The 18,292-nt window shown below is 63.8% G+C and carries 20 protein-coding genes; 15 read left to right on the plus strand and 5 right to left on the minus strand.

The genetic code is table 11. The features are described 5' to 3' along the window. Nucleotides 1-71 precede the first annotated feature (71 nt). From PLN84_RS08770 to PLN84_RS08800, 7 genes are all read left to right on the plus strand, one after another. Entirely contained in the window at nucleotides 72-1,001 is a 930-nt protein-coding gene (locus PLN84_RS08770; RefSeq protein ID WP_348532012.1) for a VWA domain-containing protein, read from the plus strand. Further along, the gene (locus PLN84_RS08775) at nucleotides 998-2,458 is read left to right on the plus strand and encodes a hypothetical protein (RefSeq protein ID WP_348532013.1); all 1,461 of its coding nucleotides are present in this window, start codon (nucleotides 998-1,000) and stop codon (nucleotides 2,456-2,458) included. The genes PLN84_RS08770 and PLN84_RS08775 overlap by 4 nt, the downstream gene beginning before the upstream one ends. Nucleotides 2,459-2,595: 137 nt before the next feature. Beyond that, a complete protein-coding gene (locus tag PLN84_RS08780) occupies nucleotides 2,596-3,300 on the plus strand; it encodes an ABC transporter substrate-binding protein (RefSeq protein ID WP_292385106.1) in 705 nt (234 codons plus the stop codon). 2 nt (nucleotides 3,301-3,302) lie between these two features. Then, nucleotides 3,303-4,097 (plus strand): hypothetical protein, encoded by a 795-nt coding sequence (locus PLN84_RS08785; protein WP_292385105.1) that lies wholly within the window; start codon nucleotides 3,303-3,305, stop codon nucleotides 4,095-4,097. Continuing rightward, on the plus strand, nucleotides 4,094-4,648 hold the full coding sequence (locus PLN84_RS08790; protein WP_292385103.1) for an ECF transporter S component: 555 nt from the start codon (nucleotides 4,094-4,096) through the stop codon (nucleotides 4,646-4,648). Before PLN84_RS08785 ends, PLN84_RS08790 begins: the two co-directional genes overlap by 4 nt. Further along, nucleotides 4,638-6,080, plus strand: coding sequence for an ABC transporter ATP-binding protein (locus tag PLN84_RS08795; RefSeq protein ID WP_292385102.1), 1,443 nt, complete (start codon nucleotides 4,638-4,640; stop codon nucleotides 6,078-6,080). Before PLN84_RS08790 ends, PLN84_RS08795 begins: the two co-directional genes overlap by 11 nt. Further along, the gene (locus tag PLN84_RS08800; RefSeq protein ID WP_292385100.1) at nucleotides 6,077-6,892 is read left to right on the plus strand and encodes an energy-coupling factor transporter transmembrane component T; all 816 of its coding nucleotides are present in this window, start codon (nucleotides 6,077-6,079) and stop codon (nucleotides 6,890-6,892) included. Before PLN84_RS08795 ends, PLN84_RS08800 begins: the two co-directional genes overlap by 4 nt. Before the next feature lie 11 nt (nucleotides 6,893-6,903). Here the strand turns inward: PLN84_RS08800 and PLN84_RS08805 are convergent, their stop codons facing one another. From PLN84_RS08805 to PLN84_RS08815, 3 genes are read right to left on the minus strand one after another with little or no spacing between them, the layout of a single operon-like run. Then, nucleotides 6,904-7,791, minus strand: a complete 888-nt coding sequence (locus tag PLN84_RS08805) for a 4Fe-4S binding protein (RefSeq protein WP_292385259.1) — start codon at nucleotides 7,789-7,791, stop codon at nucleotides 6,904-6,906. Between the two features lie 37 nt (nucleotides 7,792-7,828). Continuing rightward, the gene (gene cobS / locus PLN84_RS08810) at nucleotides 7,829-8,539 is read right to left on the minus strand and encodes an adenosylcobinamide-GDP ribazoletransferase (RefSeq protein WP_292385099.1); all 711 of its coding nucleotides are present in this window, start codon (nucleotides 8,537-8,539) and stop codon (nucleotides 7,829-7,831) included. Next, nucleotides 8,536-8,970 (minus strand): phosphatidylglycerophosphatase A, encoded by a 435-nt coding sequence (locus PLN84_RS08815; protein WP_292385097.1) that lies wholly within the window; start codon nucleotides 8,968-8,970, stop codon nucleotides 8,536-8,538. The genes cobS and PLN84_RS08815 overlap by 4 nt, the downstream gene beginning before the upstream one ends. A gap of 525 nt (nucleotides 8,971-9,495) precedes the next feature. On the opposite strand from PLN84_RS08815, the gene cobT reads away from it, so the two are divergent. The 5 genes from cobT (at nucleotide 9,496) to PLN84_RS08840 (ending at nucleotide 13,426) form a co-directional block, all read left to right on the plus strand. Further along, complete coding sequence (cobT, locus tag PLN84_RS08820; protein WP_292385095.1) at nucleotides 9,496-10,512, plus strand: nicotinate mononucleotide-dependent phosphoribosyltransferase CobT; 1,017 nt, start codon at nucleotides 9,496-9,498, stop codon at nucleotides 10,510-10,512. A 37-nt stretch (nucleotides 10,513-10,549) separates the two neighbouring features. Continuing rightward, on the plus strand, nucleotides 10,550-11,104 hold the full coding sequence (locus tag PLN84_RS08825) for a GMP synthase subunit A (RefSeq protein WP_292385093.1): 555 nt from the start codon (nucleotides 10,550-10,552) through the stop codon (nucleotides 11,102-11,104). Beyond that, nucleotides 11,092-11,634 carry a YkgJ family cysteine cluster protein gene (locus PLN84_RS08830; RefSeq protein ID WP_292385092.1) on the plus strand — a complete coding sequence of 181 codons (543 nt, stop codon included), beginning with the start codon at nucleotides 11,092-11,094 and terminating at the stop codon, nucleotides 11,632-11,634. Before PLN84_RS08825 ends, PLN84_RS08830 begins: the two co-directional genes overlap by 13 nt. Beyond that, nucleotides 11,627-12,823, plus strand: a complete 1,197-nt coding sequence (locus tag PLN84_RS08835; RefSeq protein ID WP_292385091.1) for a TraB/GumN family protein — start codon at nucleotides 11,627-11,629, stop codon at nucleotides 12,821-12,823. The genes PLN84_RS08830 and PLN84_RS08835 overlap by 8 nt, the downstream gene beginning before the upstream one ends. A gap of 75 nt (nucleotides 12,824-12,898) precedes the next feature. Next, nucleotides 12,899-13,426, plus strand: coding sequence for a nitroreductase family protein (locus PLN84_RS08840; RefSeq protein WP_292385090.1), 528 nt, complete (start codon nucleotides 12,899-12,901; stop codon nucleotides 13,424-13,426). Between the two features lie 164 nt (nucleotides 13,427-13,590). On the opposite strand, the gene PLN84_RS08845 is transcribed toward PLN84_RS08840, so the two are convergent. Next, on the minus strand, nucleotides 13,591-14,148 hold the full coding sequence (locus tag PLN84_RS08845; RefSeq protein WP_292385089.1) for a DUF2115 domain-containing protein: 558 nt from the start codon (nucleotides 14,146-14,148) through the stop codon (nucleotides 13,591-13,593). Nucleotides 14,149-14,293: 145 nt separating this feature from the next. Between PLN84_RS08845 and PLN84_RS08850 the strand changes: the two genes are divergently transcribed. Both PLN84_RS08850 and PLN84_RS08855 read left to right on the plus strand, forming a co-directional pair. Continuing rightward, on the plus strand, nucleotides 14,294-15,487 hold the full coding sequence (locus PLN84_RS08850) for an ammonium transporter (RefSeq protein ID WP_292385088.1): 1,194 nt from the start codon (nucleotides 14,294-14,296) through the stop codon (nucleotides 15,485-15,487). A 10-nt stretch (nucleotides 15,488-15,497) separates the two neighbouring features. Beyond that, nucleotides 15,498-15,836, plus strand: a complete 339-nt coding sequence (locus PLN84_RS08855; RefSeq protein ID WP_292385087.1) for a P-II family nitrogen regulator — start codon at nucleotides 15,498-15,500, stop codon at nucleotides 15,834-15,836. Nucleotides 15,837-15,870: 34 nt separating this feature from the next. Here the strand turns inward: PLN84_RS08855 and PLN84_RS08860 are convergent, their stop codons facing one another. After that, on the minus strand, nucleotides 15,871-16,833 hold the full coding sequence (locus PLN84_RS08860; RefSeq protein WP_292385085.1) for a TIGR03557 family F420-dependent LLM class oxidoreductase: 963 nt from the start codon (nucleotides 16,831-16,833) through the stop codon (nucleotides 15,871-15,873). 154 nt (nucleotides 16,834-16,987) lie between these two features. Between PLN84_RS08860 and hxlA the strand changes: the two genes are divergently transcribed. Then, the gene (gene hxlA, locus PLN84_RS08865) at nucleotides 16,988-18,277 is read left to right on the plus strand and encodes a 3-hexulose-6-phosphate synthase (RefSeq protein WP_292385084.1); all 1,290 of its coding nucleotides are present in this window, start codon (nucleotides 16,988-16,990) and stop codon (nucleotides 18,275-18,277) included. Nucleotides 18,278-18,292 lie beyond the last annotated feature (15 nt).

Below are 18,292 nucleotides of genomic sequence, written 5' to 3' on the forward strand. Positions count from 1 at the left end.
TATCCACCGATGAGCCCTACGACCTGCCCCTGCGCCGCTTCTACGCGCACCCGCGTTACCGGGGTGATTAGATGACCGGGTTTGCAGAGCCGCTCTGGCTCATTGGCCTCGCCGCGATCCCGGTCCTCTGCCTTCTCTACCGGCGTGCGGTCAGGGAACGGTCCTACGCGGCACTCACCTTCTCCCGGGTCGCGGTCGCCGCAAAGATCCGGAGCTCCGGCAGGCTCCCGCGTCCGCACGCCCTCTTCGCCCTTGCCCTCCTCGCCCTCGCCCTCATCCTGGTCGGCCTTGCCGACCCGCACATCCCGCTCGAGGGGACGGACGAGGGCGTCAGCGTGGTGCTGGTGCTCGATACCTCCGGGAGCATGCAGGCAACCGACTACCACCCCACCCGCCTCGAGGCCGCCAAGGCCGCCGCGGAGATCCTCCTCTCCCGGCTCAACCCGGACGATTACGCGGGGATCGTCGTCTTCGAGTCCGGGGCGACGAGCGCCGCCTACCTCTCTCCCGACCGCGACCGGGTGATTGAGAGGCTCCACGGGATCCGGGGACGGGACGGCCAGACGGCTCTCGGCGACGGCCTCGCCCTCGGCGTCGACATGGCCGATTCCATCCCCAACCGGCACCGGGTGGTGATCCTCCTCTCCGACGGCGCCGGCAACGCCGGCACCTTCTCCGCAGTGGAGGCTGCCGCGTATGCCCGCGAGCGGAGCGTGCCGGTCTACACCGTGGGGATCGGCTCGGCAACCCCGCCGGCAAGCACCCAGGAATACGCCGCGCTCGACGAGGAGACGCTCCGGGCAATCGCCCGCACGACGGGAGGGGAGTACTATGCGGCGGCCGACGAAGGGACGCTTGCAGCGATCTACGCCGGGCTGACCGGCGAGATCCCGCGTGAGCCCAAAGACACGAGCATCCGGGATCTCTTCTTCGCCGGGGCGCTCGGTGTACTCCTGCTGGAGATCTACCTCCGCTACGGCCGGGGGAGGATCCTCCCGTGACGCGGCTTCTCCTCCTCGCCTGCCTCGCCGCCGCCGTGTGCGTGGCGACCGCTGCGGCTGCCGGCATCACCCTCTCGACCGGGCAGTCCGACTACACCGTGCTGGTCGGAGAAGAGGCTCTCTTTCCCATCGCCGTCGAGAACACGCTCGGCACCGATACCACGGGGGTGCTCGTCCGGGACGTGCGGTTCGTCCCGGAGGGCGGCGAGGGGAGCAGTCCGGCGAGAGAATCCCGGTCCCGGGCGATCACCATCTTCCGGGATACGACGGAGATTTCCGCCAGCGTCGGAACGGCGGCGGTACCCGGCACATTCTTCTTCGATATCGCGTTCGAGTACGGGAACGCCCCGCGCACCCGCATCAGTCTCCCGGAGATCCGGGTCCACGTCGTCAGTTCGACTGCAGAAGAGACGGATCAGCAGAACCCGCAGGTGAGCTCCGTCTCGTCGGTCTCGACAGAGGCAGGATCCGGCGGGCCGGAGGGTGGGTCCTCGCCCTCGTCCACGAAACGGCCCGGAGAGATGATGCAGGATATGGGGTCGCTCCGGGAGCAGGCGGCATGGGAGCAGGACCGCATGCAGGCGCTGCGGTCCGCACTGCTTGCCGGGCTTGAGGACGACCCGGTTGTCCGGGAGATCCACGCCGTCCTCACCTCGCACGGGTATACCCGGGCAGCGACGACGGTCAACCCCACGGGTGAAGGCACGGGAACGTTCTCGTTCGAGTACCGCGGAGGCGCCGGGGATGCGATACGTGCCGGGGGTGCGGTGGAGAACGGCTCCGCAACGTATGCGGCGTATGCCTCAGAGAGATCGCTCGTGGTGCCGGGTGCGGTCGTGGCAAACGAGATCTACCGACAGTATGCCGGTGAGCTCGCCGATGCCGGGTTCTTCCCGGTTACGTCTTCAATGAATGCAACGGTGGGCGCCTCCTCTGTCGGCATAGGGTTTATCGACGGCCAGAACCGGACGGCGAGGATCGTCGCCACCCTCTCCGGCGGAGAGGTGCGGGACGTGATGCTCGAGAAGCCGTCCGACTTCGCCTGGCTTGCGGGTGCCGGCGCGCTCTGTATCGTTCTCCTGATCGGCTACCTCGTCCGGCGAGGAGGACCGGGAGTGCCGGCTCCGGCGGTCTCCCCGGTTCCCCCCGACCCCCGTGGCGACGCCCTCCGTCTCCTTGAGGCGGCACGCGAAGAGTTCGGCCGCGGCGACCGGAAAGAGGCGTACGGAACGGCCGGCAGGGCGTTGCGGTCGTACGTCTCATCCGCATACGGGGCCGGCACGGAACTTGCGGACGGTGATGTCCTGCGCGTACTCAAAGAATGCGGCCATGAGATCACGGTCGCCTCTTCCGTCCTTAACCAGTGCGAAGCCGTCTCCTACGCCGGGTCCCCACCTCGGAATGAAGAGTTTCAGGCAGTCTTCCGGACAATTGAGGCCTTTATCCGGCAGAACTAATTTAGCGGCGCTGCCGATGAAAATTAACCGGAAGTCATTATATCTCATGCGGTTAATTGAACAAAGTTGATTGGTGCCGGGTTTCAGCACCTTTTTCATCTCTATTTTCCCAGTCTATTCAGGATAAAAGGCATACCATGACCCTGCTTCTTGCCCTTGACGATACGGACAACCATCAATCCCGGGGGACGGGCAGCCTGGCCCGTGCGGTCGCCGATGCGATCAAGAGACACTACCCCGTATGGGGTGTCACCCGGCACCAGCTCTATGTCCACCCCTCGATCCCGTACACGTCCCACAACAGCTGCGCCGTCATCCACATCGATGCCGACGGCGGTGAGCCGCTCAAGACCGCTCTCTCCATCGCCGAGGAGACGATGCTCGACGACTTCGTGGAGGGGAGCGACCCCGGACTCGCCGGGGCGACCCTCGACCAGGTGGCTCCTGCCCTGATAGCATTCGGCCGCGATGCCCAGCAGATGGTGCTCACCCAGGAACGTGCCCGGACACTGGCAAGGAACCTCGGCATATGGTTAAAAGGCCTTGGCGGCACGGAAGATGGCGTGATTGGCTCGATGGCTGGTCTCGGGCTTGCAGCGACATACAACGACGGCAGATTCCTCCAGAAGGGCACCATCCGCAGCCACACCGGCCCGACACCGGTGCATGTCCTCCTCGGAGCAGGGATCGACGAGATCATGACGCTTGACGGCAGGAGGGTCACCGAAGGGACCATCATCCTCAAAGAAGGCAAAGCTGCCAAAGCCTGCCCCATCAACGGCAGAGCCGTCCTCTTTGTAGACGAGCGGGATGGGGAACTGGTTGCGATAAAAAGGAACTGAATATGGAGTTCGGGAGAAGAGTCGTACTGGCGGTCGTCGTGCTCGCGGCGGTCGTCGCTGCATCGTTCCTGATCGATACGGCCGTCTCGCAGGCCTATGCCCCGGAGGGTGGTTCAGCTGACTCTCTCCTGCAAACCGCAGCCATCGATCGCTACGATCTCCGGTACGGCCCGCAGTCCTGGCGGCCCTATGCCACACCGATCGCGATCGGTCCGGGTGACCTCCCCTCCGGGAGCTGGTACCTCGCCTTCGTCGACCTGGGTGTGGTGCCCGTCGGCGGGAATCCGGCCCTCGCGCGTACCGGTTCGGTCAGGGTCGATTACCGGTTCACGGATCTCGCCGGAACGGCATCGTTGGGTGCCTACGGTCTCCACGTCGGGGACGGCAGGGCATGGACGAACCGGCAGTCCGGCTACGGCACCTCCGGCTACTACGTCTCCGGGACCGCTGCACCCGGCGACTCGCCCCGGTGGGCAACTCCTCTTCCGGAAGGCGACCGGTATGTCGTCGAGGTGGCAGGATCTCCGCGCCCGGTCGACGAGGATGCGGCACGAAATACCCGCACCCTCTGGTTCGAGCGGATCAACTCGGGCCTGGACGGGCTCCATATCACCACCGATCTCGCGGCCCGGAAAGGGCAGGTGACCGAGACCACCGATCTCGACGGCTCGTTCTACGTCACGTATACCGGCGGCAACAGGGTCGGGGGCCTCTTCCTGATGGTCGCCGTCGACCGGCCGCAGCCGGAAACCTTCGGGCTCGCGCTCGAATCAACGTTCGTGGAGGATAATCGATGAAACGCCCTTCTTACTTCAGCCTGTACGAGATCGCCCTGCTCTCGCTCTTCGGAGCTCTCGTCTTCGTCCTGCGGGCGGCGATCGTGGTCCCGATTCACACCCCCGGTAGTTCGGGAGTCTTCTGGGTTCTGCCGCTCGTCGTCGGCGCCGCCCTCGTGCGGAAACCGGGGGCCGGAACGTATGCCGGACTGGTATCCGGACTTCTCGCCTCGTTCTTCGGCATCGAACCGCTCCATGTCTTCGACATCTTCAAGTACACCGCAATGGGGATCACGATCGACCTCGTCTCCATAGCGTTCGGCTACCGTCTCGACAACCCCCTCGTCGGCTTTATCGCCGGCGCTGCGGGGAACGTGGTGAAGATGGTGGTGAACTACGCCGTGCACCTGCTCCTCGGCGTCCAGGGCGTCTTCATCCTCCTCGGCATCGGGTTCTCGTCGGCCACGCATATCATCTTCGGGGGCATCGGGGGTGTCATCGCCGCTCTGATCGTCGGACGGCTCTACAGGGCGGGCGTTGTGCATCAGGACGATGTGCCGGATGAGGGCTGACCCGGCGATCGAGTTCAGGTCGGTCTCGTTCCGGCACCCGGCCTCCCGGTCGGCCCGACCACGGGAGGTGCTCGCCGGGATCGACTGCGTCATCAGAGAGGGCGAGCGCGTGCTGCTGACCGGTCCGAGCGGTTCGGGGAAGACGACATTTCTCCGGTGCTGCAACGGCCTGATCCCGCACGCCCGACCCGGCGTCTTCAAGGGCGACGTCTTTGTCCGGGGACGGAACACGCGTGACTGCACGATCGGCGACCTTGCCACCACCGTCGGTATGGTCTTCCAGAACCCGGACCACCAGATCTTCTCAAACGACGTGGTGAGCGAGATAGCGTTCGGCCCCGAACAGCTCGGCTGGCCCCCATCGCGGATCGACCGGGCGGTCAACGGGATCCTGGAGCAGTTCCGGCTTGACCGGCTCTGCGACCGGCAGACGACCGAACTCTCCTGGGGAGAGCGCCAGCGCCTGGCGATCGCTTCCGTCGTTGTTCTGCACCCTGCAATCCTCATCCTCGACGAGCCGTTCTCCGGGCTCGATGCCGCGAGTGCGGCCGGGCTCCTCGACCTCCTCGATACGTTAAACAGGGAGTCCGGCATGACGATCATCCTCTCCGAACACCGGACAGAGTTCGTTGCGCGGTGGGCATCCCGCCGGATATCCCTTGTCGGCGGGTCAATCATCGAACCTCCCGCACCGGATGCTCTCCCGCGGGATCGTCGTCCCCGCCGGATGGCAGGACCTCCCCGTGCCGGTATCGTCGCCCTGGAGAACGTTACGTTCCGGCACCCGGGCAGAATGGCCCCGGCAATGGACGGCGTCTCCCTCACCATCTACCCCGGCGAGGCGACGGTGCTCGCCGGTCCGAACGGTTCGGGGAAGAGCACATTGTTGAGACTCTTAAACGGCCTTCTGCGGCCGGAGTCCGGGCGGATCGTCGTGGACGGAAGAGAGATCCGGGAGAGCACCGTCGCCGAGATCGCCCGCACCGTCGGCCTGGTCTGCCAGCATGCCGACTACCAGCTCTTCGGGGAGACCATCGCCGAGGAGCTCGCCTTCGCCCCCGCAAACCTCGGCACTCCTCCGGGCGTGATAACGCAGCGGATCGGGCGGGTGCGCGAGGACCTCGGCATCGGGCACCTGGGGCTTACCGCCTCCCCCCTTGCCCTCTCGGTCGGAGAGAAGCAGCGCGTCAGCATCGCGTCCGTCCTGACGATGGATACGCCCGTCCTGGCGCTCGACGAACCGACGCTCGGACTCGATCCCGTCGCCAAGCAGAAGCTGGCCGGGCTCATCGATACGCTCTGCTCCGGGGAAAAGGCGGTCGTCATCGCGACGCACGATGCGGAGTTCTCCGCCGCAGTCGCGGACAGGGTCGTCAGGCTCGAGCGCGGCCGTATCGTGGACGACTGGGTGGTGCAGGAGGAGCGGACATGACCGGCGGGGACGGACGGCACGGCCGGAGGCATGCTCACCGGGCGGTGGGCTACATCCCGGGCGTGTCGTTCCTTCACAGGATGGACCCGAGGACCAAACTCCTGACCGTGCTTGCGGTAAGCATCGCCGCGTTCGCCACCACGTCACCTGTCCGCACTGCATTCCTCTTTGCCTTCGTTGCCGGCCTTGCGGCTGCTGCAGGACTCGTAAGACCGTTTTCTCGGGCGCTCCTCCTTCTCCTGCCGCTCCTCGTCTTCATCGTCGCGGTCGATATCTTCTTTCCTGAGGAGACCTGGGGGCATGTGTACCTTTCGGCTCAGATCGGCCCGCTCTCATCGGTGATAACCTCCGGCGGGCTGCTCTATGCCGCGGCAAAGGGGATCAGGGTCCTTGCCATCGGCGGGATCTCGTTCCTCTTCGTGATGACCACCTCATACACCGATTTCGTCGCCAGCCTTCGCATCAGCCGGCTGCCTCCCCAGATCGCTTTCTCCCTCGGGTACGCGCTGAAGTCGATGACGGCACTCTACGACGACCTCAGGAATATCATGGACGCCCAGCGTTCCCGGGCGCTTGAGTTCGATCGGGGGACGCTCATCAAAAACAGGAGAAAATTGATGGCGCTCGGTGTACCGATGACGGTATCGGTCCTGAACCGGGCCCGGTACGTGACCGAAGCGATGCAGAGCAGGGGATTCGCCTCAGCATCGAGGCCCACCTGCTATCGCCCTCCCCATCCCGGGAGAAACGACCTCCTTCTGCTCGTCGTGCTTATGCTCTCGTTGTCGGGTATAGCGATGGTGCCGATATAGGTGGCTAACTCTTACCGGCCTGCTTCAGCCGCCTCTTCCTTCGGCCCGAACTCTTTCCTGATCCCCTCCGCGAACGTATCAAACCCGATCTGGTCCATCTGGTCGGCGAGATGCCGGTCGCTCCAGGCGTTGCGGTAGACCCAGTAGACGATGCGGTCGATCACCTCGACGACCTCCTCTTCGGTCTCGACGGTGACGAGTTCCCTTCCTGCGGCGGGGGAGGCGCCGCGCCGGCCGCCGACGGTGATCTGGTAGTGATTATACTCCGTCTTCAGGAGGTGATAGGGGCAGGAGTGGACGCATATGCCGCACTGGACGCACTTACTCTCATCAAGAACCGATACCCCGTTCTTCAGAGTTATGGCGCACTGCTTGCAGTACTCCACGCAGGTGCCGCACCCCGTGCAGAGCCCGGGTGTGCGCAGCGGCCGGATCCTGCCGATGATCCCGATGTCGTTTAAGAGCGGGCTGTTGCACATGTGAGTGCAGCCGGATATGGCGATGCGGAGCCGTATCGGGAGTTCCTTCCCGAAGACCCGCTCATCGACCTTCCGGGCGAGATCGATCGTCTCGCAGTTGGCATACTTGCACCGCTCCGTGCCCGGGCAGGCCATGATGTTCACCACTTCGTTATGCTCCGCCCCGATGGGTGTTCCGTTCTTCTCGAGGACTTTTGCGATCTTCGCGAGGTTCTCGGGGTTCACGTGCGGGATCTCCACCGTCTGGCGCATGGTGAGGTGGAGAGAGCTGTCTCCATACTTCTTACTGATCGATGCCAGTTGCCGGACCTGGTCTACAGAGAGGACCCCCGCCGGGATCCGCAACCGTATCGTCGCATAATCTGCGTTCCGCTCGGTGATGACCCCTCCCCGGGAGTAGAGGGCGTAGTCTTGCATCATTCTACAGTAGTAGTTGCCGCCGGGGTTAAAAAGGTGGTTACAGGAGGGCAAGGATGAGGATGACGCCCGCACGGGTGATCTCGTTTGTGGCACCGACGACATCGCCGTTGACGCCGCCAAAGAGGTGCCGGGAGAGGGAGAGCATCAGTGCAACGATAATGACCGTGACCGAGAGTGCGAGTGCGACACTCACTCCGGGAATCGGCAGCAAGAAGAGGGGCAGCGCGAGCAGGGTGGCCGGGACGAGGAACCAGGGCCGTGCAAACCCGTGGAGGTAGGAGTGGATCCCCTCCCGGAACGGTACGCCGAGCGTGGTGAGATAGGACATAGCGACCTTCGCGCAGACCTCGGCGGTGAGGATTGCCGCCGGGAGATATGCAACCGTCTGGAGCCCGGCAAACGCTATGAGCGTGACGACGATCCCTGTCGCGAGGGCGCCGGCCCCGGTGGTCCGGTCGGTCATGGCCGCGACCCTCTTCTCCCGGCTCCCGTGGGCCATGAGCCCGTCGCCGAAGTCCAGCAAGCCGTCGAAGTGGTTGCACCCGGAGAGGACGAGCACCGCTGCGACGGCGACCGCCGCACCCACTACCGGCGATGCTATAAGGGAGACGATGCCGGCCGCTATCCCGCCGATCACGTACCCGGCAAGCGGGTAGAGGTAGGAGCGGCGGGCGAACTGCTCGAACTCGACCGGTCTCCCGAGGGGGAGCGGGGTGCAGAACTGCAGGAGGGCAATGACGGACTTCACATTGACTCACTATAGAGGCGTGACGTGCATCCCGCGATCAGTCCGGCGACGGCATCGTCGAGGAACGGCCCGAGTCTTCCCAGGATTCCCGGCTTCTTCTGGTCATAGCGGGTGAACTCGAACCGTGCGTAGGTCCCCCCGATCACCTCGGCGATGGCCATCCCGATGATCTCGTCGGAGAGCAGGAAGACCGGGTCGTCGGCGATCTCGGAGTTCTTCCGCTTTACGTAAAGTTCGTCCTCGAGCAGGACGGCGGAAAGAAGGAGCGACGATATGTTGGGGTCCTCCAGCGCCTTCCCGATCTTCTCATTCAGTCGATTCGCAGCCTCGTCCGCACTGATCCCGTGCGGTACATACAGTTCCATTGCGGATGCGACGATATCGCTCCTCGTGATACCCTTCTCTTCCAGCCTGCGCTCTACCTCGAACATTGTTCTAGTATTGAGGCTCGCGGGTATTTTGGCTTTGGTATAGCGATGGGCGCTCGCACCGCAGGTGCGAGCGGCCGGAGCTCGAGAAAACGCGAAGCGTTTTCGAGTTGCGATGGGCGGAACGGCCTGAGTTTGAGTACCTGCGGTCCGGAACGGCCTGAGTTTGAGTACCTGCGATGGGCGGAACGGCCGGAGCTTGAGCACCGCCAGGTGCGAGTGACGACACTCCGCAGGACATCCTGCAATACCGGGGTCAGGGGAGCGAAGGTGATATGTGACGTTCAGGCAGCAAAAGGACGTATGTACCTGGTATGTGTGACTGGTGACCCGTTGTCCGGGGAGCAACGTATAGCAGCATATGGTTTGCTCAAGTCTGCACCTGAGCCGTGCGTGGACTATGGATGCGTTGATGATGACCCGTTGCAGTTCTGCACCGCCTTCGCAGTTACCTACAGGCCCCTTTTGCTCTCTGCCATGCCCCCGGACCGCAACCTCTTCCATCCTGCGGCACCAACCTACAACGTAATGTCTCACCCCTTCCTCTCCGAAGATCCGGGTATCCGGCCCCGTCGTCCGATGCTGGCGCTCGTTCTCGGCAATACCATGCTCTCCACCGTCCCCGGCATCTCCGGCGCCGGGCCGACCCCTGAAAAGACCCTGCTCACGCCGGTTCTGGACGCGGAACTCGTCACGACCGGCGCGATCACGAGCATACCGGCCCGGCCGAACACCCCCACCGGGTGCCCGACGCCGGCGTCCATCACCCGGTCCATGATGGAACTGACGGGCCTCGCGCCCGTCCTCATCAACGCCGGGCTTGCCCATACCCCCACGGTCCCCTGTCTGGACGCCTACGGGAGCCCCGGCGGCGATCCGCGGATGGAGGACGCGGTGCCGCAGGCGGCGCTCCTCTTTGAGCGGGGGGAGATGATCGGCAGACTTCTTTCGCAGTACAGCGACCTCCTGATGCTTGGCGAGTGCGTTCCCGGCGGGACGACGACCGCCCTCTGCGTCCTCCGGGCGCTCGGCTACGACGCCTCGGTCAGCAGTGCCTTCATCAAGAACCCGCTGGGCCTGAAGGACGCTGTCTGCAGAGATGTGCTCGCCAGGATAGATGCCACCGGCGCACGAGAGCCCCTGGATATCCTCCGCGCCGCGGGCGACCCCATGATGCCGGTCGCGGCGGGGATCGCGAGCGCGTATTCCGGCGAGATCCTCTTCGCCGGCGGGACCCAGATGCTTGCTGTCGCGGCTACCTTGAAAGCGCTCGGGAAACGGGTGCCGCATCTCGCGACGACTGTGTATGTCAGGGACGATCCCTCCGCCGGGTTCGTCCGGTCGGTCGCCGACGTCGGCACTGTCGCGTACTTCGTCGACCCGAACTTCGCCGAGATCGGACATGTCGGGCTCGCCCGTTACTGTATCGGTGAGGTCAAGGAGGGGATGGGCGCCGGCGGGGCCCTGACGCTTGCCTATCTGATGGGCCACGAACCGGAAGAGATCACCAGAAAAGTCTTCGATTTTGTCAGGAAGTATGCTTGAGGGAAGGACTATACCTTTTTACATCCATCTATAAGCAATGCTTCCACTTTATGTGGTCAACAATCATGGACAGTTCAACCACCTGATCTTGAGGGCACTCCGGGACATGGACATTGAGGCCACGATGATCTCCAATGAGACCTCGCCGGCCGAGGTCTCCCGGGGCTGCCGGGGCATCATCCTCGGCGGCGGCCCGACCCTGGACCGTGCCGGTGCCGCTCCTGCGTACCTCGATCTCGATCTTCCCGTTCTCGGCATCTGTCTTGGGCTGCACATCATGGCGACAGCCCGGGGGGGTGCAGTCCGCCGGGGGGCAAGCGGCGGATTCGGTGCGGTCGAGGTCGATATCCTCGAACGGGACAGCCTGCTTCAGGGCTACCCGGACCGGATGCAGGTCTGGGCGTCGCACGCAGACGAGGTCTCGGTGGTTCCCGCTGGCTTCGTCCGGCTTGCAGAATCGGTAATCTGCGGCGTAGAGGCGATGGCGTCTCCCGATGAACGCCTCTATGGTGTCCAGTGGCACCCGGAGGTCAGCCATACCGTCAACGGACGGGTCATCTTCGAGAACTTTGACCGGATATGTTCGGAGTAGACGACGTTGCGGGCCGGGTCGGGTCCATCGGGTTTTCCTGCCAGCGGTGCGGGGCCTGCTGCCGACGGATCGCGGAGGATTCGAACCTGGTTATCGTGAGCCCTGCTGAGATCCGGGTAATCATGGCGGCTACCGGGATGGCATGGGATGAGGTTGCCGAGCCCTATCCCGACTTCATCGATGCCGGCAATGGCGGCGAGTATACGCTTGCGTGGTGCATCCGGCGCACTGCCGATGCCTGTATCTTTCTTTGCGACGGACGGTGCTCCATCTACGCCCATCGCCCCTGGATCTGCCGTACATATCCGTTTATGCTCGTCGATGACGGACTGCTGGTCTCCGAGTGCCCCGGCCTCGGGAAACCCATCTCTCTCCGCGACGCGCAGGCTCTCGGCGCCGACCTCTGCAGGCGGCAGGCTGCCGAGGCAGCAGAGGAGGCTGGTCTCCGGATAGTTTACGAGCGTTCGACGGTGTCGCCAGGAACGCGCGCAGTTATCGACAGCGAAGGTATGAAGGTGGTCCATGACTGAGATTCGTCTTGTCGGAACCGCCCACGTCTCGCAGAAGAGCGTTGAGGATGTCCGATCAGCTATTGAGGAGTTCGGGCCCGATATCGTCGGCGTCGAACTCGACAGGGGCCGGTATACAGCGCTCACGGAGGAAGTGGCCGAGCCCTCTGTTGCGGATGTCCTGAAAGGCGGAAACTTCGGTCAGCTCCTTGTTCAGTGGGTGCTCACCTACATCCAGCAGCGGATCGGTGCCGAGACCGGCGTGAAACCCGGTACCGAGATGCTGACCGCAATCGATGAGGCCAAAGCGCACCAGAAACCCGTAGCGTTCATCGACCGGGATATCCGGATCACGCTTGCCCGGTTCTGGGGGAATATGGGGATCTGGGAGAAGTTCAAGTTCATCGGGGCTCTGCTCTACTCGCTGGTGAACGTCGAGGGTGAGGAGATCGATGTGGACACGCTCACGAATCAGGACGTGGTGAGTGCCGCGATGGAGGAGTTCCGAAAGTTCTCTCCTCGGGGTGCCCAGGCTTTGATCGACGAACGGGACGCGTACCTTGCTCACCAGGTCCTGATGCTCGGGGGCCGGTACGAGCGGGTGCTCGCGGTCGTCGGTGCCGGGCATATCCGGGGGGTCCAGCGCTACCTTGATGCGCCGGAGACGCTGCCGCCGCTACCGGCCCTGACCGCCGAGTCAAAGGGCCTGCCGTGGGGGAAGATCCTCGGTGCGGCAGTCACCGGCCTCTTCCTCCTCCTCTTCGCCGCGATAGCCTTCTCCGGCGTGGGCCTGGACATCCTGCTCGCCGCCTTTGTCTACTGGATCCTGATCACCGGCGCGTTAAGCGCCGTGTTCACACTGCTCGCAGGCGGGCACCCCCTCTCGGCCGCAACGGCGTTTGCCGTCTCCTGGATGACGTCGCTCAACCCGCTGCTTGCGGCGGGATGGTTCGCCGCCGCCGTCGAGGCAAAGATACGGAAGCCCACCGCCGGAGAACTTCGTCAGATCATCGCGGCGGAGACCTTCTCGGAGATGCGGAAGATCCCTCTCTTCCGGGTGGTGCTGGTCGCTGCTCTTGCCAATGTCGGGTGCACGATTGGGGTCATTGCCTACTTCCTCTTCATCTTTCCCGTTCTCGGGATCGATCCGACGGTGGTCATCACCGACGGTTTCTCGAATATGCTGCAGATGATACAGGGCCTCTTCTAGGGCCGCTCCCCCGATGAGGCATCCCTATCTCCTTTTCCCCAAGGTATTTAGGCCAGGAGTGCCCACCATCGTTGCATGAGTCCGATTGGTGGAACGGTTAACCTCGGTGTCACTGTCATACGGAGCAGGCACAGCGTGCGGAAGTACAAGGACACTCCCATCGAGGAGAAGATCATCAAGGACGCCCTTGACTGCGCGCGCCTTGCCCCGACGGCGAGAAACGAGCAGCCCTGGCTCTTTGGGACCATCCAGAATCGCGAGACGCTGCGGGCAATCGCGGACCTGGCCGAGAACGGCAGGTTCATCGCCGATGCACCCATCTGCTTCGCTGTCTTTGGAAAGAGGGACGCGAAGTACTACCTTGAGGATTGCTGTGCCGCGACGATGCAGCTCCTCCTCGCGCTCCAGGCCTGGGGGATCGGGTCCTGCTGGGTTGCGGGGGAGAAGAAAGATTACGCCGAGGACGTCCGGAAACTCCTCAACGTCCCTGAAGAGTACACGCTCGTCTCTCTTATCCCCGCGGGATACCCCGAAGAGATCAAGATCACGCAGAAGAAGATCCTCGACGAGGTCACATTCTTCGAGCGATACGAGGAAGAGTAGGTGGATAACACCCGAACTATTTTTGTACCGTCGTTTCCCGGCTGAAAATGCAGGGCCCTTCTCTTGACGACGGGGCTCACGCAATATCCGCGGAGTACGGGGCTGCACGGGCTCTGCTGCTGCGTGATGTCTGCAGTGCAGACGGACTCGAGGTCTGATCTCTCCTATACATCGCTCTGTTTTGCCGGGCAGTAGGGGCAGAGCGCGTTCTCGACGTCGTCGGCCTTCTCACGGACGGGGCAGAGGTATTCCCCGTTCCTGACCTCGACCGTAAACCCGCCGGGAAAGGGCGTGCCCACCGGGTGGGCGGGGCGGTCGAGGACAAACATGTTGAAGGCAGCAAGGAGGAAGTAGAGGACCTCGAGGTGCTGCTCCTCCTCGTCCACGGCAAGGCATGTCTCCTCGACCATCTTGCAGAAGTCCTGGAACTCTCCGGGAAGCGGTTCATCCGGTACATCCGCGCCGCCACGGCGCATGGTGGTGATGAGGGCATGCTGCGTCTCAAAGATCATCTCCATCATGCGCGGGTAGAGGCGCTGTCGGTATCCTGTGGGGACGGCCTGGAGGTCTTTCTCCACCCTCCCTCGCATCGCCTGGAGGTCGAAGAGCGAGTAGCCGGAGACCTCGCGGTAGAGGGCAGCCGCAAGCTCCCGTCGCGTCGTTGCCGACCGCAGGCGGGCGCAGACCTGGCGGGCGCCTTCAGGCCCCCGGATGGTGTTCATAGCATCACTCAGGTAATCTTCGACCGTAGAGGGTATCAGTCCTCGCCCGATATGCGCCACATATGGAAAACTTTATTAATGTAGGAAGGCAACTTCCTTCCGATGAACATCATGAACAACCAGTTGATAATCCGGGGGCCGGGGTATGATTGACACCGGCGCTACGGCGTTTGTTCTCATCTGTACGGCTATGGTCATGCTGATGACCCCGGGAGTGGGGCTCTTCTACGGCGGGCTCGTCCGGCGCAAGAACCTCATCTCCATGATCGCACTCTCGTTCATCGCGTTCGCTCTCGTCAGCATCCAGTGGGTCGTCTGCGGCTACAGCCTCTCGTTCGGGACCGATCTCCAGGGGCTGGTCGGAGGCCTCGAGTACGCCTTCCTGCAAGGCATCGGTGTGGACGGCGACGGCATTCCCGACCTGCTCTTTGTGGTTTTCCAGATGGTCTTTGCAGGCCTCACGCTTGCAATCGTGACGTCCGGGGTTGCGGAACGGATCAAGATCAGTTCGTTCCTCGTCTTCGGCCTGCTCTGGACGACGCTGGTCTACGACCCGCTTGCTCACTGGGCCTGGGGTGGCGGATGGGCGGCGCAACTCGGCGCGCTTGACTTCGCCGGCGGCACGGTTGTCCACATCAGCTCCGGGTTCTCCGCGCTCGCGCTCGCGCTCGTCATCGGGAAGCGTCTCGGCTTCGGCGGCCACGGCATGGAGCCGAACAACATCCCGCTGGCTCTCCTCGGGGGGGCGCTCCTCTGGTTCGGGTGGTTCGGGTTCAACGCCGGCAGCGCTCTTGCCGCAGACGGCCTTGCGGCAAATGCATTTATCGTGACGAACATCTCGGCCGCTGCGGGGGCCCTTGCCTGGCTTTGCGCTGCCTGGGTTCGGGGCAGGCCCGGATCGATCGGGATGATCAGCGGGGCCATCGCCGGGCTTGTCGCCATCACCCCGGCGGCCGGGTTCGTCGATCCCATGGCCGCCATCGTGATCGGTGCCGGCGCAGGCCTCTTCTGCTACGGCGCCCTGGTCTTCCGCGTCCAGAAAGGTCTTGACGAGAGCCTCGATGCCTGGGCGATCCACGGCATGGGTGGCATCTTCGGCGCTCTCGCAACCGGGGTCTTTGCGGTCGCGGCAATCGGCGGCGTGAGCGGCATGATCGATGGTAACCCGGTTCAGTTCCTCATCCAGGTGGTAGATGTGGGCGTGGTCGTGGCCTACTCATTCGGCGTGACCTACGCCATCGCGAGGGTCGTCGACGCGGTGTTGGGGCTGCGGGTCACCGAGGAGGAAGAATATGTCGGACTGGACATCGCCCAGCACGGCGAGTCCGTGCGGGTGTGAGGTGATCCGGATGAAGATGGTCTGCGCAGTCATCAGGCCGGAGATGTTCGACTCCGTGAAAGCAGCGCTCGAGGCGGACGGCATCTACGGCATGACCGTGGGCGAGGTCATGGGACGGGGGGCACAGCGGGGCATCGCCCTCAAGTTCAGGGGGAAGGTGATGCCGGTCGAGCTCATCCCGAAGGTGAAGATCGAAATGGTCGTCAGCGATGCCGATGTCGAGAAGGTCATCGGTATCATCCGGGCGAACGGCCGGACCGGGAAGCCGGGCGACGGCAGGATATTTGTCCTGCCGGTCGAGACCATCTGTCGGGTACGGACGGATCTAGAGGATCCAACCGATCCATAACCCCCTTTTAACCGGTCTCCCTCTCCGCTGGCCGCTACTTCGTGAACTGCGGCAGGATCTCCTTTGCGGCAGACTCCATGAACTCACGCTGCTGCTGCCCGATCTGGTGGATGCAGACGTGATCGAATCCCTTTTTCACGCTCTCCTCGATCTTCCTGACATAGGGCTCCGGATCGGGGCCGCAGACGACGTGCTTTGCGACGTCCTCCGGCGTCGCCATCTTCGCCACCTGTTCGTAGTGAACGGGGGTGGGAAGAAGCCTGTTGAGTTCCCCGGTGTTTGCCGCGATCGGCCACTGCTCGTAGGCGGTCGTCCGCCCCTCTTCCTCGGTCTCTGCCCAGCAGACCGATATCTCGATGTATGCCGGCTTATCGCCGCCCCCGGAGTCCCGGAAGATGATGAGGTTCTCCTCTGCATTGGTGCCCGGGTTGATGAACCCGTCACCGGCCCGCCCGGCCAGAGAAGCGCTGATCGGGCCTTCGGACGCGATGTAGATGGGAGGGAGTTCATCAGGGAGCGAGAATATCTGAGCGTTCTCCAGGGTGTAGAAGGAGCCGTAGTGATCCTGCATACCTCCCTTCCAGAGCAGTCTGATCACCTCGATCGCCTCTTCAAGCATCTCTATCCGGATGGGGGCCGCGGGCCAGGGGTCGCCGAAGACATGCTCGTTGAGGTTCTCGCCCGACCCGAGGCCCAGACTGAACCGTCCGGGCATCATGCTTGCCGCGGTTGCGGCAGCCTGGGCGATGATCCCCGGGTGTGTCCGGATCGTCGGGCAGGTGACTCCGGTCACCAGGTGGAGGTCCGCCGTCACCTGCGAGATGCCGCCAAGTACTCCCCAGACGAACGGGCTCTGCCCCTGTTGGTTTGTCCAGGGGTGGTAGTGATCCGATATCATGGCAAACCTAAAGCCGGCATCTTCTGCCTGGCGGGCGTAGCAGACCAGGTCGAGGGGCCCATGCTCTTCGCTCGCCAGTTTATATCCAATTTCGACCATCCTTCAATCACATCCGTGCCGCCGATACGGCCGCCCCGTCCCCCTCTTCCCGGGGGCAGGGACAACGTGGGCGCCGGCTACCTCGTTCATCTCATGGCATATAGGTTTCCCCGGCCCGGCCCTGATAAATAGAATCCTTGTCATACTATACTGCATGGCAACGCCTACTCTCCAGGTGGCGCTCGATCTCCTCGAGCTCGATCGTGCGGTAGAGATCGCGGATGAGGCGGTTCGTGGTGGTGCGGACTGGATTGAGGCCGGAACGCCCCTGATCAAAAGCGAGGGGATGCAGGCCGTGCGGACGCTCCGCGAGCGCTTCCCCGACCATGAGATCGTCGCGGACATGAAGATCGCCGATACCGGGGCCATCGAGGTAGAGATGGCGGCGAAGTCCGGTGCCGCAATCGTCTGCATCCTCGCCGATGCCGACGATACCGTCATAACCGAGGCGGTCCGCTCCGGGCGCAAATACGGCGTCCGGATCATGGCCGACCTCATCAACGTCAGTGATCCCGTCTCCCGGTCGCGGGAACTTGCGGCGCTCGGCGTCGACTACATCAACGCCCACGTGGGCATCGATCAGCAAATGATCGGGAGGTCGTCGCTCGACCTCCTTCATCGCCTTGCAGGGGAGGTGAACATCCCTATCGCCGTCGCGGGGGGGCTGGACGCAGAGACCGCATCCGAGGCGGTCGTCGCCGGGGCCTCGATCGTCATCGTTGGCGGGAACATCATCAAGGCAGCCGACGTGACCGGGGCGGCGCGGCGGGTCAGGGATGCAATCGACCGGCCCGAGATCCGGCCGCGGGAGGAGGAGAGCCAGGACGCCGTCATTCGCCGCTTGCTCGAAGCGGTCTCGGCGCCGAACGTCACCGACGCCATGCACCGGAAGGGGGCGATGGCGGGCATCGTCTCCATCTGCGGCCGGGTGAAAGCGGTCGGCAGAGCGGTGACGGTTCGGACCGTCGCCGGGGACTGGGCAAAACCCGTCGAGGCGATCGACGTCTCCGGACCGGGCGACGTCCTCGTCATCAGCAACGATGGGAGGAAGGATGTCTCGCCCTGGGGGGAACTTGCCACTCACTCCGCGATGAACCGTGGGGTTAGCGGCGTCGTTATCGACGGAGCAGCCCGGGACGTCGACGACATCCGGGAGCTCGGCCTCCCGGTCTTCGCCACGGCGACCGTTCCGAACGCCGGGGACCCCAAGGGTCTAGGGGAGATCAACACCGAGATCGCCTGTTGCGGGCAGGAGGTGCGGCCGGGCGACTGGATCGTCGCCGACGAGAGCGGTGTCGTGGTGGTCCCCCGGGAGCGGGCCTACGAGATCGCGCGCCGGGCGATGGAGGTCAAAAAGACCGAAGAGCGGATCCGCGAGGAGATCCGGCGCGGGAAGACACTCTCTGAGGTCTCGGAACTCCTGAAATGGGAGAAGCGGCACTGATTGTAGGCGGCCCCG

This window comes from Methanoculleus sp., assembly GCF_035363275.1.
Classification (GTDB): domain Archaea; phylum Halobacteriota; class Methanomicrobia; order Methanomicrobiales; family Methanoculleaceae; genus Methanoculleus.